The organism is Streptomyces sp. NPDC026522, assembly GCF_055567555.1.
In genome coordinates this window covers 51,478-67,373 of the sequence record NZ_JBVHQF010000005.1, presented here as the reverse complement: position 1 = coordinate 67,373, position 15,896 = coordinate 51,478, and the positions used below count along the sequence as shown (strand labels likewise).

13 protein-coding genes are annotated in these 15,896 nt (G+C 73.7%); 9 read left to right on the top strand and 4 right to left on the bottom strand.

Annotated elements, in window-relative coordinates; all coding sequences use genetic code 11:
• Window positions 1-50 precede the first annotated feature (50 nt).
• Window positions 51-650, top strand: coding sequence for a TetR/AcrR family transcriptional regulator (locus ACZ4M3_RS14380; protein ID WP_467732382.1), 600 nt, complete (start codon window positions 51-53; stop codon window positions 648-650).
• Between the two features lie 19 nt (window positions 651-669).
• Here the strand turns inward: ACZ4M3_RS14380 and ACZ4M3_RS14375 are convergent, their stop codons facing one another.
• Window positions 670-3,657, bottom strand: coding sequence for a bifunctional [glutamine synthetase] adenylyltransferase/[glutamine synthetase]-adenylyl-L-tyrosine phosphorylase (locus ACZ4M3_RS14375; protein WP_467732380.1), 2,988 nt, complete (start codon window positions 3,655-3,657; stop codon window positions 670-672).
• A 599-nt stretch (window positions 3,658-4,256) separates the two neighbouring features.
• Here ACZ4M3_RS14375 and ACZ4M3_RS14370 point away from each other — a divergent pair.
• From ACZ4M3_RS14370 to ACZ4M3_RS14360, 3 genes are all read left to right on the top strand, one after another.
• Entirely contained in the window at window positions 4,257-6,335 is a 2,079-nt protein-coding gene (locus ACZ4M3_RS14370) for a PIG-L family deacetylase (RefSeq protein ID WP_467732378.1), read from the top strand.
• A gap of 92 nt (window positions 6,336-6,427) precedes the next feature.
• The gene (locus ACZ4M3_RS14365) at window positions 6,428-7,063 is read left to right on the top strand and encodes a TMEM175 family protein (protein ID WP_467732376.1); all 636 of its coding nucleotides are present in this window, start codon (window positions 6,428-6,430) and stop codon (window positions 7,061-7,063) included.
• A gap of 112 nt (window positions 7,064-7,175) precedes the next feature.
• Window positions 7,176-8,585, top strand: coding sequence for an alpha/beta hydrolase family protein (locus ACZ4M3_RS14360; protein WP_467732374.1), 1,410 nt, complete (start codon window positions 7,176-7,178; stop codon window positions 8,583-8,585).
• Window positions 8,586-8,639: 54 nt separating this feature from the next.
• On the opposite strand, the gene glnA is transcribed toward ACZ4M3_RS14360, so the two are convergent.
• Entirely contained in the window at window positions 8,640-10,001 is a 1,362-nt protein-coding gene (gene glnA / locus ACZ4M3_RS14355; protein ID WP_190182251.1) for a type I glutamate--ammonia ligase, read from the bottom strand.
• Window positions 10,002-10,174: 173 nt separating this feature from the next.
• On the opposite strand from glnA, the gene ACZ4M3_RS14350 reads away from it, so the two are divergent.
• The 4 genes from ACZ4M3_RS14350 (at window position 10,175) to ACZ4M3_RS14335 (ending at window position 12,764) form a co-directional block, all read left to right on the top strand.
• Window positions 10,175-10,633: a hypothetical protein gene (locus ACZ4M3_RS14350; RefSeq protein WP_467732372.1), complete on the top strand. Its 459-nt coding sequence runs from the start codon at window positions 10,175-10,177 to the stop codon at window positions 10,631-10,633.
• 81 nt (window positions 10,634-10,714) lie between these two features.
• Window positions 10,715-11,377: a DUF3105 domain-containing protein gene (locus tag ACZ4M3_RS14345; RefSeq protein WP_467732370.1), complete on the top strand. Its 663-nt coding sequence runs from the start codon at window positions 10,715-10,717 to the stop codon at window positions 11,375-11,377.
• A gap of 23 nt (window positions 11,378-11,400) precedes the next feature.
• On the top strand, window positions 11,401-12,126 hold the full coding sequence (locus ACZ4M3_RS14340) for a DUF305 domain-containing protein (RefSeq protein WP_467732368.1): 726 nt from the start codon (window positions 11,401-11,403) through the stop codon (window positions 12,124-12,126).
• 218 nt (window positions 12,127-12,344) lie between these two features.
• Window positions 12,345-12,764, top strand: coding sequence for a CBS domain-containing protein (locus ACZ4M3_RS14335; RefSeq protein ID WP_467732366.1), 420 nt, complete (start codon window positions 12,345-12,347; stop codon window positions 12,762-12,764).
• Here the strand turns inward: ACZ4M3_RS14335 and ACZ4M3_RS14330 are convergent.
• Window positions 12,749-13,654, bottom strand: coding sequence for an alpha/beta fold hydrolase (locus ACZ4M3_RS14330; protein ID WP_467732364.1), 906 nt, complete (start codon window positions 13,652-13,654; stop codon window positions 12,749-12,751). The genes ACZ4M3_RS14335 and ACZ4M3_RS14330 overlap by 16 nt on opposite strands.
• Window positions 13,651-14,364, bottom strand: coding sequence for a DUF998 domain-containing protein (locus ACZ4M3_RS14325; protein ID WP_467732362.1), 714 nt, complete (start codon window positions 14,362-14,364; stop codon window positions 13,651-13,653). The genes ACZ4M3_RS14330 and ACZ4M3_RS14325 overlap by 4 nt, the downstream gene beginning before the upstream one ends.
• Before the next feature lie 169 nt (window positions 14,365-14,533).
• On the opposite strand from ACZ4M3_RS14325, the gene ACZ4M3_RS14320 reads away from it, so the two are divergent.
• On the top strand, window positions 14,534-15,862 hold the full coding sequence (locus ACZ4M3_RS14320) for a DUF4190 domain-containing protein (protein ID WP_467732360.1): 1,329 nt from the start codon (window positions 14,534-14,536) through the stop codon (window positions 15,860-15,862).
• The last annotated feature ends 34 nt before the right edge of the window (window positions 15,863-15,896 follow it).

Here is a 15,896-nt window from a genome sequence, read left to right as displayed (position 1 = left end):
TGTAGCCTCCGGTTTTGGCGTACGGGAAGAGCTCACGGCGGGAGAAACCGATGGCACGGCCGCGCACCCCCCTGCTCGACCGGGACCGGATAGCCGCTGCCGCCCTGCAACTGGTCGCGGAACAGGGCGAGTTCAGCGTTCCGCAGGTTGCCCGGGCGCTCGGGGTGCAGACCGGGTCGCTGTATCACCACGTGGACGGCCGGGCCGGGGTGGTGGAGTTGGTACGCGAGCTGGTGTGCGAGCGGATCACCGACGACGCCCTGGCCCTGGAGCCCTGGGACCGGGCCCTGGCGGAGTGGGCCCGCTCCTACCGGTCGGCCTTCGCCGCCTACCCCCGGGCCATCCCGCTGCTGATGACCACTCCCGTACGGGCCCCGAGGGTGCTCGCGCACTACGAGCGCGCGGTCGGGCTGCTGCTGGCGGCGGGGTTCCGCACGGAGTTGGTGATGCCGCTGCTGACCGGCCTGGAGAACCTGGTCCTGGGCTCGGCGCTGGACCTGGCCGCGCCGGAGGCCATGTGGGAGCCGTCGGCGCGGACCCCGCTGCTGGCCCGCGCCCTGTCCGCGGTGGGGCCGGCCCGCGCGGACGCCGCCTTCGACCTGGCCCTGACGGGCTACCTCGGCCACGCCCGCGGCCTGTTGCAGGGCTGACGCCCCGCGGGACCGCGGGCTACCCGCCGTAGAACAGCTCGTCCACCACCGCCCGCGCCCGGCGCGTGGTGCGGCGGTAGTCGTCGAGCAGCTCGCCGACCGTGCCCTCCGCGTAGCCGAGGTAGCGGCCTACGGCGGCGAGTTCGCGGGCCTCCGAGGGGAAGGTGTCCCCCGCGCGGCCGCGCACCAGCATGACGGCGTTGCGGACCCGGGTGGCCAGTACCCAGGCCTCGTCCAGGATCTGCGCCTCGTCGGCCGGGATGAGGCCCGCCGCGTGCGCCGCGGCCAGGGCCTCGCGGGTCCGGGTCGTGCGCAGACCCGGCTCGTACCAGGCGTGGCGCAGCTGCATCAGCTGGACGGTCCACTCGACGTCGCTGAGCCCGCCGCGGCCGAGTTTCGTGTGCAGGGTGGGGTCGGCGCCGCGCGGCATCCGTTCCGTCTCCATGCGGGCCTTGAGCCGGCGGATCTCCCGGACCGCGTTCTCGCCGAGGCCCTCCGCCGGGTAGCGCAGCGGATCGATCAGGTCGATGAACCGGGCGCCGAGTTCGGGGTCGCCCGCGACCGGTTCGGCGCGCAGCAGGGCCTGGCTCTCCCAGGTCAGGGACCAGCGGCGGTAGTACGCGGCGTAGGAGGACAGGGTGCGCACCAGCGGGCCGGAACGCCCCTCGGGCCGCAGGTCGGCGTCGATGAGCAGCGGCGGGTCGGCGGTGGGCAGCTGGAGCAGCCGGCGCATCTCGGCGATCACGGCCTGCGCGGCCTTGGCGGCCTCCTGTTCGTCCACGCCCTCGCGGGGTTCGTGGACGAACAGCACGTCGGCGTCGGAGCCGTAGCCGAGCTCGTGGCCGCCGAACCGGCCGACGCCGATGACCGCGAACCGGGTCGGCAGGGTGTCGCCCCAGTGGGCCTGCACGGCGGCGCGCAGGGCTCCGCCGACGGTCGCGGCGGTGAGGTCGGAGACGGCCCGGCCGACCCGGTCGACCAGCGCGCCGGGGTCGGTTTCGGCCGGGCTGTCCTCCGTACCGTAGGAGGCGATGATGTCGGCGGCGGCGGTACGGAACAGCTCCCGGCGGCGGACCCCGCGGGCCGCGGCGACGGCGGTCTCGGGGTCTTCGGCCCGGCCGACCGCGGCCAGTACCTCCTGTCCGAGGGCCTCGTGCGTACGGGGCTGGAGGCCTTCGGGGTCGCCGAGCAGCGCGACCGCCTCGGGGGCGCGCATCAGCAGGTCGGGGGCCAGCCGCCCGGCGGACAGCACCCGGGCGAGGTTCTCGGCGGCGGCGCCCTCGTCGCGCAGCAGCCGCAGGTACCAGGGGGTGCGGCCGAGGGCGTCGGAGACCTTGCGGAAGTTGAGGAGTCCGGCGTCGGGGTCGGCGGAGTCCGCGAACCAGCCGAGCATCACCGGCAGCAGGGTGCGCTGGATGGCGGCCTTGCGGCTGACGCCGGAGGCCAGGGCTTCGAGGTGGCGCAGGGCACCGGCCGGGTCGGCGTAGCCGAGGGCTTCGAGGCGCTGGCCCGCGGCGCGCGGGGAGAGCCGGGTCTCGCCGGGGGTGAGCTGGGCGACGGCGTCGAGCAGCGGCCGGTAGAACAGCTTCTCGTGCAGGCGGCGGACGACGGAAGCGTGCCGGCGCCAGGCCTTGTTGAGTTCGGCGACGGGTTCGGTGCGCAGGCCCATGGACCGGCCGAGGCGCCGCAGGTCGTTCTCGTCCTCGGGGACGAGGTGGGTGCGGCGCAGCCGGTAGAGCTGGATGCGGTGCTCCATGGTGCGCAGGAAGCGGTACGCGTCGTGCAGCTGGGCGGCGTCGGCGCGGCCCACGTAGCCGCCGGCCGCAAGGGCGTGCAGGGCGTCGAGGGTGGTGCCGGAGTGCAGGGTGGCGTCGCTGCGGCCGTGCACGAGCTGGAGCAGCTGGACGGCGAACTCGACGTCGCGCAGGCCGCCGGGGCCGAGTTTGAGTTCGCGGTCGACCTGGGCCGCGGGGATGTTGTCGACGACGCGGCGGCGCATCTTCTGGACGTCGGCGACGAAGTTCTCGCGTTCGGCGGCCTGCCACACGAGCGGAGTTATGGCCTCGATGTACTCGGCGCCGAGTTCGGGGTCGCCGGCGACGGCGCGCGCCTTGAGCAGGGCCTGGAACTCCCAGGTCTTGGCCCAGCGCTGGTAATAGGCGAGGTGGGAGGCGAGGGTGCGCACCAGCGGGCCGTTGCGGCCTTCGGGGCGCAGGTTGGCGTCGACGGGCCAGATGGTCCCCTCGACGGTGGTCTCGGAGCAGATCCGCATGAGGTGGGAGGCGAGGCGGGTGGCGGCCTGGATGGCCCGGCCCTCGTCGGTGCCCTTGGCCGCGTCGCCGACGAAGATGACGTCGACGTCGGAGACGTAGTTGAGTTCGTTGCCGCCGCACTTGCCCATGGCGATGACGGCGAGGCGGCAGCGGGCCGCGTCCTCGGGGGCGGCGGCGCTCGCGATGCGCAGGGCCGCGCGCAGGGTGGCGGTGGCGAGGTCGGCGAGTTCCGCTGCGGTCTCGGCGAGGTCGATGGTGCCGCAGACGTCGCGGGCGGCGATGGAGAGCAGGCAGCGGCGGTAGGCGATGCGCAGGCTGACGGGGTCGTGGGCGTCGGCGAGGCCCCGTTCGAAGTCGGCGAGACCGGGGTGCAGGTCGGCGGCCTCGTAGGTGACGAGGGCGTGCCAGTCGCGGGGGTGGCGGGCGAGGTGGTCGGCGAGGGCCTCCGAGGCGCCGAGTACGCCGAGCAGCCGGTCGCGCAGCGGTTTGGCGCTGAGCAGGGTGTCGAGGAGTACGGGCAGTTCCTCGGGCTGCTGCGCCTCGGCGAGCCGTACCAGGCCGAGGAGGGCGAGGTCGGGGTCGGCGGTGGCGCCGAGCGCGTCGAGCAGCACGGGGTCGGTCCGTACGGAGGCCAGCACGGGGCCCTCCAGCAGCCGGGCGGCGGCGGACGGGTCGGTGAACCCGCTCCGCAGCAGCCGGATGAAGGTGCTGCTCCTGCGTCCCGGGACTGTCATCCCGCCGCCTCCCGCGTGCGTCGCTGCCGGGGGTGCGCCCGGCCGGCCTGGGCCGAGCCTAGCCGGAGCGGGCGGGCGGCTTACCGGGGCGCGGGGGGCCGGTGGGTGGCGGGCGAATGCGGCGCGGATTCCGGGGCGGTCCCGCCGGCGGGGGCGGGCGGACCCCGCGGGCGACGCGGGCCGGACGGGCCGACGTGAACAACCTCACAGGCCCCGGGGAGGAGGCGCGCCGGGCGGGGCGCGCCGACGCGGGGTACGAGGGCCGCCGTTGCCGCGTTTGCGCCGGTCACCGTGGTGGGCGGCGCTTCGGCAGGTGCCTGGAAAACCACCCAAAACACCCAATACGCCCATTTACCACTCAATCCCTCATAACAGGACGTAACTTGGCCCACGGTACGGGACAAGCACGTCCGCATGGCGGGCAATTGCCGCGGTCGGACCCGCGCAAGGCACAATCACATCCGGTCGTTTTTCGGAAAGCACGAGTCATCGGCGACATCGATGAACCAAGTCGCCCGGATTGACCTCTCTTTGAGTGACCGCTCTTTGAGTGACCGCTTAGCGGTTCTTCCCGCCCGGAACGACCCCAAGGCGTGACCATGCCCATGACCCGCCGCCGCCTCCTGCTGGCCGCCGCCCTGCTGCCCGTCCTGACGGTCGGCACCACCGGCGTACTCGCCATCGCCTCCGGCGAGCAGACGTCGGCCGAGGCCAGCCAGGAGAAGCACCCCGCGCCCGTGATACCCGCGAGCACCACGGCGGGATCGGTGGTCCAGATCGTGGCGCACCCGGACGACGACCTCTTCTTCATGAACCCGGACCTCAGCCGGACCCTGGCCGCGGGCATCCCGGTCACCACCGTCTACCTCACCTCCGGCGAGGCCGACGGCCGCAACGAGGCGGCGGGCGGCGCCGCCAGGGACCCGCAGCAGCCCGCCGACCGCGCGCACTACGCGGAGGCCCGGCAGAACGGCATCCGCTCCGCCTACGCGCAGATGGCGACCGGGGACCGCACGAGCGCGTGGCAGCGCACGGTCATACCCACCGTCGGCGGCGGCCATGCCGAAGTCGACATCCTCCTCGCCCACCCGCAGATCAACCTGGTCTGGCTCCAGCTGCGCGAGGCCCGCAGCACGACGGCGCAGACCCCCGAGAGCCTGCGCGGCCTGTGGAACGGCGAGATACCCGCCCTGGAGGCCCAGCTGACCTCGGGCACTCCGGTCAAGGAGCCGTTCACGTACACCAAGGACCAGGTGGTCCAGGTCATAGCCGGGGTCCTGACGAAGTACCGTCCGACGACGATACGGATGCAGGACCCGACCCCCGGCCTGGACAAGCTGACCGGCAAGTACGCCGACCACCAGGACCACATGTACGGCGCCCGTTTCGTGCAGGCCGGGTACGCCGCGTACGCCCGCCAGATCAGCGACCGCCCGCACTTCACGGTCCAGAACTACCTCGGCTACCACACCGGCAGCCTGCCGCACGCGCTGGACCCGCAGACGGCCGAGACGAAGATCGGCTATCTGAAGACCTACGCCTGGATGGACCACGAGAACTACTGCGGCAGCGTCGCCGGCTGCGGCGACCGGAAGGTGGCCGGCAGCCCCACCGGCCGCAACTGGGCCCAGTCGCTGCGCTACGCCCGCGCCGACAACACCTCCTGGATGACCGAGGGCGTCCTCGGCCGGCTCTACGCCTTCGCGGTACTGGACGGCCGGCTCGCCGTCTGGACCCGGGAAACCGGCGGCACCTGGACCGGCCCGGCCCTGCTCCCCGGCGAGGGCATCGACCCGGGCGTCTTCGCCACCCGCCTCCCCGACGGCCGGGTCACCGTCGTCGCGACCCGCACCGCCCTCGGCGCGCAGGGCAGGGACTACCGCCGCGACGTCGTCACCCTCACCCAGACCGCGGCCGGGGGCCCGTTCGGCGCCTGGCAGTCGCTCGGCACGCCCGAGGCGGCGGACGAGCCCGGCACCTCGGCGATCAGCGCCCCCGCGGCGGTGGTCGGCGCGGACGGCCGGCTGACGGTGTACCTGCGCGACTCCCACCGCACCCTGCGCGCCGTCGTCCAGCAGCCCTCGGGCGGCTTCGGCGACTGGCAGCACCTGGGCGGCGCGGACCTGCAGAGCGACCCGGTCGTGGCGGTGGACGCGGCCGGCCGCCGCCACCTCTACGCGACCACCAGCACCTCCGTACTCGCCTGGACCCAGGCCGCCCCGGACGCCGCCCTCCAGGGGCCCTTCCAGACGAACCTGCCCGCCACCACGGTCCCGCTCACCGCCGCCCCCGAGGGCGCGGGCGTCCGGCTCTACTTCCGCCGCCCCGACTCGGGCGTGGTCCGCAGCGCCCTGGTCGTGGCCGGCCCGGGCAAGCCGGAGGTGTCCAGCATCAGCGAGGCCGGCGGCCGGGCCGGCTACGGCGCGGTCGGCGTCGCGGGCCGCCTGGTGACGGGCCGCGCCGACACCGGAACCATCAGCACCACCTCGGTCGGCGGCCCGCCCGCCTGGACGGAGTCCGGCATGCTCTACACCGGCGCCCCGTCCGCCGCCCTCGACCGCACCGGCGCCACGACGACGGCGGTCCTCGGCCTCGACGGCGCGCTCCACACCACGACGACCCCGCCCACCGGCGCCCCGCGCCCCACCTGGCACCCGGCGGTCTTCCCCCACGCCTGACCGCCCGCCCCGGACCGGAGCGGGCGGCGTCGAGCTTCGCGTACCGCACGGATGTCACGGCATTCCGGGACATCCGACCCTATGGTGGCGCGGTGAACGGTTACCGGGGAGCGCGGGACGAGGAGGGGAGCGCGGCCCGGGTGCTCGCGCTGTCGGACGGCGTCTTCGCCATCGCGATGACGCTGCTGGCGCTGGACATCACGCTGCCCGCCGGACTGGACCCGGCCGGCTTCGCGCACGCGCTGGGGGAGGTGGTGCCCCACCTGTGGGCGTACGCCCTCAGCTTCGTGGTCATCGCGGCGTTCTGGCGGGGCCACCACGCGGTCTTCCAGTACGTGCGGGAGGTGGACGGAACGGTCATCAAGCTTGGACTGCTGAACCTGGGGCTCATCGCCCTGATGCCCTTCCCCACCACCTTGCTGGCCGAGTACGGGGACCAGCCGCAGTCGGTGGCCGTCTACTCCGGCGCCGTCGCGGCCATCGGAGCCGCGCAGCTCGCGCTGACGGTCGTGCTGTGGAAGCGCCCGTGGCTGAGCAGTACGGCGCTGCCCGATCCGGTGGCGCGCAACGACGTGCTCGACCTGGCGTCCATGGTGCTGGTCTTCGCTGCCGCCGTGCCGCTCGCCTTCGTCTCCCCGACGGGCGCCCAGCTGTGGTGGGCGGTACTGGTCCCGGTGAAGGTGGTGCTGGGCCGGCGGGGCAAGCGCCTGCGCGCGGCGGCCCCGTGACGCCGCGTCCGGGGTGGTCGGGGCATCCGGTCACGGTGTGCAGCGCCGTTCGGGGGAACGGCGGGTGTCGTGGGCCAGGAGGTCGAGGGTGCGGCTCCTACGTTCGGCTGCCATGACGTACGAACCGGGTCGCACCGCCGGCCCCACCCGCCGCACCACGCTTGCCGGGCTCGTCGGCGGGGCCGGCGCCGTGCTGGCCGCCGGATGCACGCCGTCGGGCACCCGGCCCGCGAACGCGCCCGCACCCGGTCCCTCGGAGTCGGCCTCCGCCGCGGCGGGCGGACCCACCCCGGGGGTGATGACCCTCTTCAAGGATCCGGCCTTCAACTTCAACGCGCTCCTGGCACTCGGCGGGGCCGGTTTCGGCGCCGCCGAGGTGGGCGAGGTACTCACCGCCGTGAACACGATCAACAAGGCCGGCCTCTCTTCCCGGACGTACACCGAGACCTTCAAGAAACTCGGCGGTCAACTCGTGGCGCCGCCGCCGGGCGCCAAGCCCGACCGGCAGACCACGCGCTTCCGGGCCCTGCGGGCCGCGCAGTACTACGGCCAGGCGCTGTTCTTCGTCCTCGGCTCCGGCGATCCGGGCAGCGAGCAACAGCTGTACGAGTCCGGGCGCGGTGCCTGGGACACGTTCTGCGGGCTGTGCGACCCGGCTCCGGTGGCGGCGAAGGTCGCGTACGGAAAGACGCCGCTGCCGGTGTGGTTCTTCCGGCCGGACACCTCGGGCGAGCGGCGCCCCACCGTGATCCTCACGAACGGCAGCGACGGGCAGGACGTCGACATGTGGACCTACGGCGTCTCGGCCGCTCTGGCCCGTGGCTGGAACGCCCTGGTCTACGACGGGCCGGGCCAGGGGCAGCTGCTCTTCGTCGACCAGGTGGTCTTCACACCGCGCTGGGAGACCGTCGTGACGCCGCTCGTCGACTGGCTCGTGGCCCGCCCGGACGTGGACCCGGGCAGGATCGCCCTGACCGGGCTGAGCATGGGCGGGAACCTGGCGCCCCGGGCCGCGGCCTTCGAGAACAGGATCGCCGCCGTGGTGGCGATGCCCGGCTGCCTGTCGCCGTGGCTCGGTTTTCCGGCCGAGCTCCGGCAGATCGTGACGCCGGACAAGGAGGCGACCAACACCATCTGGAACAAGGAGGTCGTCCCCGCACTGCCGCCGGACGCGGCCGCGACGATCAAGAAGCGCGTCGAGCCCTTCTCCGTGCCGGCGATGCTGGACGCCCGCAAGGGCACGATGTTCACGGACTTCTGGACCCCCGCGAAGCTCATCGAGTCGCTGGACATCACGAACGTCGTCGGCCGCATCAAGGTGCCCGCGCTGGTCCTCGACTACGACGACGAACAGTTCTACCCCGGCCAGCCGCGGCAGATGTTCGACAGGCTGACGGGTCCCAAGGACTACGTGAAGCTCACCGCCGCCACCGGCGCACAGCTGCACTGCTCCCCGATGGCCCCGCAGCAGCACTGCGACGTGGTCTTCGACTGGCTGCAGGAGAAGCTGCCCGGCAGCTGACCCGGGGCGGCAACGGGCCGGTGGCCGGTGACCACCGGCCACCGGCCCGGGATGTCACAGCACCGGCATCATCTTGCGGAGTTCGAAGGCGGTGACCTCGGAGCGGTACTCCTCCCACTCCTGCTTCTTGTTGCGCAGGAAGAAGTCGAACACGTGCTCGCCGAGGGTTTCGGCGACCAGTTCGCTGCGCTCCATCAGGGAGATGGCCTCGCCCAGGTTCTGGGGCAGGGGTTCGATGCCCATCGCGCGGCGTTCGGCGTCGGAGAGGGCCCAGACGTCGTCGTCCGCGCCGGCCGGGAGTTCGTAGCCCTCCTCGATGCCCTTGAGGCCCGCCGCGAGGAGGACGGCGTACGTCAGGTACGGGTTGGCGCCGGAGTCGATCGAGCGGACCTCGATGCGGGAGGAGCCGGTCTTGCCCGGCTTGTACATCGGGACCCGGATCAGGGCCGAGCGGTTGTTGTGGCCCCAGCAGATGTACGACGGGGCCTCGCCGCCCGAGCCGGCGGTGCGGGACGAGCCGCCCCAGATGCGCTTGTACGAGTTGACCCACTGGTTGGTGACGGCGGCGGTCTCCGCGGCGTGCCTGAGCAGGCCCGCGATGAAGGAGCGGCCGACCTTCGAGAGCTGGTACTCGGCGCCCGACTCGTAGAACGCGTTGCGGTCGCCCTCGAAGAGGGAGAGGTGGGTGTGCATGCCCGAGCCCGGGTACTCCGAGAACGGCTTCGGCATGAAGGTGGCCTGGACGCCCTGCTCCAGCGCGACCTGCTTCATGACCAGGCGGAAGGTCATGATGTTGTCCGCCGTGGACAGCGCGTCGGCGTAGCGCAGGTCGATCTCCTGCTGGCCGGGGGCGCCCTCGTGGTGGCTGAACTCGACCGAGATGCCCATGGATTCGAGCATGGTGATCGCCTGGCGGCGGAAGTCCATGCCGACGTTCTGCGGGGTGTGGTCGAAGTAGCCGGAATTGTCCGCGGGCACGGGGCGGGTGCCGTCCAGCGGCTTGTCCTTGAGCAGGAAGAACTCGATCTCCGGGTGGGTGTAGAAGGTGAAGCCCAGGTCGGAGGTCTTGTTGAGGATGCGCTTGAGGACGTAGCGGGGGTCCGCGTACGACGGGGAGCCGTCCGGCATCAGGATGTCGCAGAACATCCGGGCGGTCCCGGGGGCCTCGGCGCGCCACGGCAGTATCTGGAAGGTGCCCGGGTCGGGTTTGGCGATCATGTCGGACTCGTAGACCCGCGCGAAGCCCTCGATCGCGGAGCCGTCGAAGCCGATGCCCTCGTCGAAGGCCTGCTCCAGTTCCGCGGGCGCGACCGCGACGGACTTCAGGAAGCCCAGTACGTCGGTGAACCACAGGCGCACGAAGCGGATGTCGCGCTCCTCGAGCGTCCGGAGGACGAATTCCTGCTGCTTGTCCATGCTTTCATCCTCGCAGTTCAGACGGCGTGTGCACCACCGCCCCCCGGAGGGGGAGCACAGTCGGGCCGGCCCAGTATCGCCACCCGTGGTTTCCGCCACATTACGCACCCCTGAATGCTCGCGGCACCCCCGCACTGACCCTGGACCGGTCATGAGCATTACCATCTGCGGCCATGGGGGGCTGGAAGCACGCGGAGCTCGGGGGCCACACGGGTCCCCCGCCCCGGCGTGCCGCCCGGTCGGCCGCGCTGACGGTGCTGGCGGCCGCGCTCGCCCTCGGGGTGCTGCTGTGGGGTGCCGCGTTCCCCTGCGCCGGGAGCCTGGGGTCCCACGGGCCCCGGACGGCCGTCACATGGGCGTACGACCCGGCGCACAACCTGGCGCACAACCTGGCCTACGGACCGGGGCGCGGACCGGCGCACGCCGACTGCGTGGCCCCGTACGAGCTGCCCGGCTGCGCGCCCCGGTCCGAGACGCCCCCTGCCGTACTGCCCGTCCCGCCCGCGGCGCTCGCCGCGCTGGGGTCCGTGGTGACGGCGCTCGCGCGCCCCGCGTACGACGGTCCGGTCCGAGCGCCGGGGGAGCGGGCGCGCGCCCCCGACCTGCACGCCCTCCAGGTACTGCGGACCTGACGCCGCCGGGCGCCGCCCCCCGGTGTGCGCCCCTGTAGCGGAACCGCCTTCCACCCCCCTCACCAGAAGGAAACAGGGCACATGGCCAGCAAGTCCGGCAAGACCACCCCCGACAGCACCGCCCGGCAGGCCCGCATAGCCGAGATGCGCCGCGCCGAGAAAGCACGCGACCGGCGTAACAAGATCATCGCGATCACCGCGTCGACCGCGGTGGTCGCCGCCCTCATCGGCTTCGGCTCCTGGATGCTGATCAGCCAGAAGCAGAAGGAGAAGGACGCCGCCGCGGCCCGCAAGGCGCCCGTGAACGGCGAGCAGAGCTGGGACGTCAAGACGCTGGGCCGCAACCACGTCGAGACGCCCGTCAGCTACCCGATGAACCCGCCGGTCGGCGGCGACCACAGCCCCCGCTGGATGAACTGCAACGGCGACGTCTACTCGAACCCGCTGCCCGAGGTGAACGCGGTGCACTCGCTGGAGCACGGCGCGGTCTGGGTGACGTACAACGAGAAGGCCGCCAAGGCCGACGTGGACACCCTGGCGGAAAAGGTCCGCAAGACCCCGTACACGCTGATGAGCCCGGACAAGACGCAGGCCGGGGTGATCATGCTCAGCGCCTGGGGCAAGCAGCTGACGGTGAGCAACGCGGCCGACCCCCGGGTGGCGCAGTTCTTCACCAAGTACGTGCAGGGCCCGCAGACCCCCGAGCCGGGCGCGGCCTGCACCAACGGGCTGGCCGGAAAGTGACCCAGCCACCGGGGTGGCGCGGCGTGTCCCGGACGTACTGGGGCGCGGGCGCGGCGGTCGTCGTCGCCGCGCTGTTCGCGGTCGGGGCCACGGTCGCCGCCGCGAACGGCGGCGACGGGGAGGGCGGACCGGCCTCCGCCTCCCGGGCGCCGGCGCTCTACTCGGCGGACGCGGGCTTCGCGCGGGACATGGCGGTGCACCACCAGCAGGCGGTGGAGATGTCCTTCGTCGTGCGGGACCGCACCCAGGACGAAGCGGTCCGCAGCCTCGCTTACGACATCGCCAACACCCAGGCCAACCAGCGGGGCATGCTGCTGGGCTGGCTCGACCTGTGGGGGCTGCCGAAGGTGGTGGCGGACGAACCGCCGATGTCCTGGATGGGCAGCGGTGGCGACGGGTCCGGCATGTCGGGCCATGACATGGCCGGCTCCGACATGAGCGGTCACGCCATGGCCGGTCACGACATGGGCGGCGCCACCACCAAGCCCGGTGCGCTGATGCCCGGCATGGCCACCAAGGAGGAGATGGAGCGGCTGGGCTCGGTCGAGGGCCGGGAGGCGGAGGTGCTCTACCTCCAGCTGATGACCGACCACCACAAGGGCGGCGTCGCCATGGCCCAGGGCTGCGCGAGCCAGTGCGCGACCCCGGCGGAGCGGAAGCTGGCCGAGGGGATGGTGGCGGCGCAGCGCTCGGAGCTGGCCTTGATGGCCGACATGCTGAAGCAGCGCGGGGCCGCGCCGCGCGAGTGAGGGGTGACGCCCGTACGGTGGTGGGAGGCGCCCTCGGCCGATGCCCTGTGGGGCGGGCCCGGTCCCGCCTCCCACCTGGCCTTTCGTCGGGCCCCTCACCCGTTCGGGCGCAGCCCTTTCGGGTGGGGTCGCGTAGTCCGTCCGGCCGGACGACGATGGGGACGCCGCGGCGGGTGCGTCCGCGCCCGCCCGTACGGCGCGCTCAGGAGGTACACGCGATGACGACCGCCGCAGACATCATGCACCCCGGGGCCCAGTGGATCCCGGCCACCGAAACCCTGGACCGGGCCGCGCAGCTGATGGCCCGGCTCAACGTGGGCGCCCTGCCCGTCAGCGACGAGAACGAACGCCTCTGCGGCATCATCACGGACCGCGACATCGTGGTGTCGTGCGTGGCCAAGGGGCACGACCCGTCCATTGTCACCTGCGGTGACCTCTGCCAGGGGACGCCGCGGTGGATCGACGCCCGAGCGGACATCTCCGAGGTGCTGGACGAGATGGAGAGCCATCAGATCAAGCGGCTCCCGGTGATCCAGGACAAGAGGCTGGTCGGCATGATCAGCGAGGCGGACCTGGCCCAGAACCTCTCGGAGGAGCAGATCGCCGGCTTCGTCGAGAAGGTCTACGCCCGGCGCTGACCGGCGGGACCGGCGGGACCGGTCCACGGCGCTCGCAGGACCGCCCGTGCCACCTGGTGCGGGCGGTCCAGCATGACCAGGTGCCCGGCCGGCTCCGCGACCTCGAAGCGGGCCCCGAGCCGGTCCGCGAGTGCGGCCTGCCGGGCCCGCCAGCGCAGGGCCCCGCGCCCGCCCGCCGGGTCGTACGCCGCCAGGACCGTGACGGGGGCGGCCGTCGGACGCGTGGCCCGCAGCGCGAGCAGTTCGGTGGCCACCTCGGGGTAGCGGACGTACTCCAGCAGGGCCCCGCGCCAGACACGGGTGCCGCGGTAGCAGCGGCGTACGAGGTCACGTGCCGCCGGCTCGCCCGCACCGCCGGCCCGCCCGGCCCGGACCCCCGCGCGGCGCGCCGCCGGACCCAGCGCGGCCGGGAGTCCGGCGGCGCACGCGGCGCGGCCCAGCAGGCGGGCGGCGCCGGTGCGCAGGCCAGCGCCCCGGACCGCAGGGGGGACCTCCTCGATGCTGGAGTCGACCAGGACGAGGGCGGCGGTGCGGCCGGGGTGGAGGCGGGCGAAGGCCTCGGCGTGGAACCCCGCGAGCGAGTGCCCGACGACGGTGACGGGCCCCGCGGCGGGCAGGTCCAGCGCGTCCAGCAGCGCGGCGATCCGGTGCGCCTCCCCCGCGGCGCTCGGCGGGGCCACGGCCGGGCCGCTGAGCCCGTGTCCGGGCCGGTCGAAGCGGACGACGGTCCGGCCGGCGGCCACGAGCAGCCGGGCGACGGGGTCCCAGTCGAACCAGGCCATCGCCAGCCCGGCGCTGAGCACGACGACGGGGCCGCTCCCCTCGACGACGGCGTGCAGCGCGACCCCGTCGCCCCCGGCCGGGCGCAGGAACAGCCCGGGCCCGGTCACGTCCGCCGCTCCCGGTGCACGGAGTACGCCAGCAGCCCCAGCCAGGACGCGACCAGCAGCACTTGGAGCCGCTGTCCGGCGCCCAGGGCCCACGTCCCGCGCCCGGCCGTGAACAGGGCGATGGCCGACAGCGTCCAGCAGGTGGCGAGGAGTTCCAGCGCGACGAGCACGGGCCCGTACCGGGCGAGCGGGGCCGGGCGGCGGTAGCGGCGGGCGGCGACGGTGAGGGCCACCATCGCGGTGAGCGCGCCGGCCATGGCGAGGCCGCTGCTGACGGCGTGGGCCTGATGGGTGGCCGGCACCAGCCCGGCGGTCTCCCGGGAGGCGCACTCGGGGTCCACGGTCGGCGCGCAGCTCAACGGGAGCCAGGCGTCGGCGGCGGTGGCGGCGCCGAACACGGTGACCCCCGCCCAGCCGACGACCGCCCAGGGGCGCCGCGCGTCGGGGTGGCGGACGAGCCGGAGCAGGGCGAGCAGTCCGCCGCACAGGACGAGCAGTCCGGCGGTGAAGTCGGTGGCCCTGAAGAGGCCGCCCAGGGGCTGGTCCCGGGCGGCGAGTTCGCTGACGTAGGTCTCGACGGGGTCGAGGCCGGTGGACAGCACGACTTCGAGCACCCAGGCGGTGTAGGCGGCGCCGCCGAGGCCGACGAGCACGGCGACGGACCGGACGCCGGGCAAGGCGCGGTGCGGGGGCGGGCCGTTGGGCGACATGGTGCGGTTCATCCTAGGCGGGGCCGCGCCCGTTCCCGGGGAGCGGAGCTGCCGGGCGCGGGGGCCGAAAGCGGTTGGAGGGGGTCGGGGGGCGTGGCAGGGTAGGTGATCACCGCGTCGGCCGCCGCCGCGGGGCACCGCCACCGCCGTTCCGAAGGACGCCCCAGGTATGACTACGCCCCCGAACCCGCCGAGCAGCAGCCCGAGCGACCCGCCGCCGGAGCCTTCGGGGACCCCCGTACCGGAGGAGTCCGCGCGGCCGGCCGAACCGCTGTCCCTGGCCAAGACCCCGCAGGACGCTCCCGAGGTCACGCCCGCGCAGGACGCGCCCGCGCACCCGATACCCGAGGACGCACCCCCGCCCGCGGAGCCCCTCTCCCTGACCAAGTCCCCCGCGCCCGCCCGGCAGGACGCCGCCCCGCAGCCCGCGCCCGCCCCGCAGGACGCCGCCCCGCAGCCCGCGCCCGCCCCGCAGGACGCCGCCCCGCAGCCCGCGCCCGCTCCCGCCCCGTTCGCGCCGCTCACCCCGCCGCCCGCCGCGCCGCAGGGGCCGCCGCCCGGGGCCGCGCCCTACGGTTACCCGGGTCAGCCCGGACCCGCCGCCAACCCCTTCGCCCCGCCCGGTTCCCCGGGTCAGCCCGGCTACCCGGGTTATCCGGGCTACCCGGGTTATCCGGGTTATCCGGGTTATCCGGGTTATCCGGGTTATCCGGGTTATCCGGGTTACCCCGCCGCCCCCCGGCCGCCCGCCAACCACCTGGCCATCGCCGCCCTCGTCCTCGGCCTCACCGCGATCTCCTTCGGCATCATCCCGTTCGCCTTCTGGCTCGGCGCCCTCCTCGGCTGCACGGGGCTCGGCATCGGCATCGCCGCCATGGTCAGCGCCTCCCGCGGCGCGCCCCGCAAGACGATGGCCCTGATCGCCACGATCCTCTGCGTCCTCGGCCTGTTCGCCTCGGTCGGCGGTTACTTCCTCACCGTGGCCCTCATCCACAAGGCCTCGGACCACGTGGAGCGCCGGCTGGACCACGACTGGAAGCAGCCGGCCGACCCGGACGATCCCTTCGGCCCGGACGAGACCACCGCCCCCGACCCGGATTCCGGCCGGGGCTTCGGCACCCCCGTCCCCTTCGGCAGCACCGTCAGCTACGCCAACGGCCTCCGCGTGAGCCTGTCGGCGCCGAAGAAGTACGCCACGAAGAACGAGTACATCGAGGTCGGCAACGCGGTGCGGATCGAAATCAAGATCACCAACAGCTCGGATCAGCCCGTCAACGTGACCTACGCGATCCCCTCCGTCCACGACGAGCACGGCGGCAGAGGCAAGCTGGTCTTCGACGGCGACACACCGAAGATGATCACCGGCACCATCCAGCCCGGCGCCACCGCCACCGGGTCCGCCGCCTACGAGGTCCCCGAGGGCACCACGAACCTCACGGCGGACGTCTCCCCCGTCAGCCCTGCCCCCGCCGCCCGGTTCAGCGGTCCCATCGGCTAGAGATCAGGGCGCGCGCCCAGGACATCGCGTCAGT

Bases quoted from the DNA above. Each gene is read 5' to 3' on its own strand.
- ACZ4M3_RS14380 (WP_467732382.1), top strand. From the start codon at position 51: ATGGCACGGCCGCGCACCCCCCTGCTCGACCGGGACCGGATAGCCGCT.
- ACZ4M3_RS14375 (WP_467732380.1), bottom strand. From the start codon at position 3,657: ATGACAGTCCCGGGACGCAGGAGCAGCACCTTCATCCGGCTGCTGCGG.
- ACZ4M3_RS14370 (WP_467732378.1), top strand. From the start codon at position 4,257: ATGCCCATGACCCGCCGCCGCCTCCTGCTGGCCGCCGCCCTGCTGCCC.
- ACZ4M3_RS14360 (WP_467732374.1), top strand. From the start codon at position 7,176: ATGACGTACGAACCGGGTCGCACCGCCGGCCCCACCCGCCGCACCACG.
- glnA (WP_190182251.1), bottom strand. From the start codon at position 10,001: ATGGACAAGCAGCAGGAATTCGTCCTCCGGACGCTCGAGGAGCGCGAC.
- ACZ4M3_RS14350 (WP_467732372.1), top strand. From the start codon at position 10,175: ATGGGGGGCTGGAAGCACGCGGAGCTCGGGGGCCACACGGGTCCCCCG.
- ACZ4M3_RS14345 (WP_467732370.1), top strand. From the start codon at position 10,715: ATGGCCAGCAAGTCCGGCAAGACCACCCCCGACAGCACCGCCCGGCAG.
- ACZ4M3_RS14335 (WP_467732366.1), top strand. From the start codon at position 12,345: ATGACGACCGCCGCAGACATCATGCACCCCGGGGCCCAGTGGATCCCG.
- ACZ4M3_RS14325 (WP_467732362.1), bottom strand. From the start codon at position 14,364: ATGTCGCCCAACGGCCCGCCCCCGCACCGCGCCTTGCCCGGCGTCCGG.
- ACZ4M3_RS14320 (WP_467732360.1), top strand. From the start codon at position 14,534: ATGACTACGCCCCCGAACCCGCCGAGCAGCAGCCCGAGCGACCCGCCG.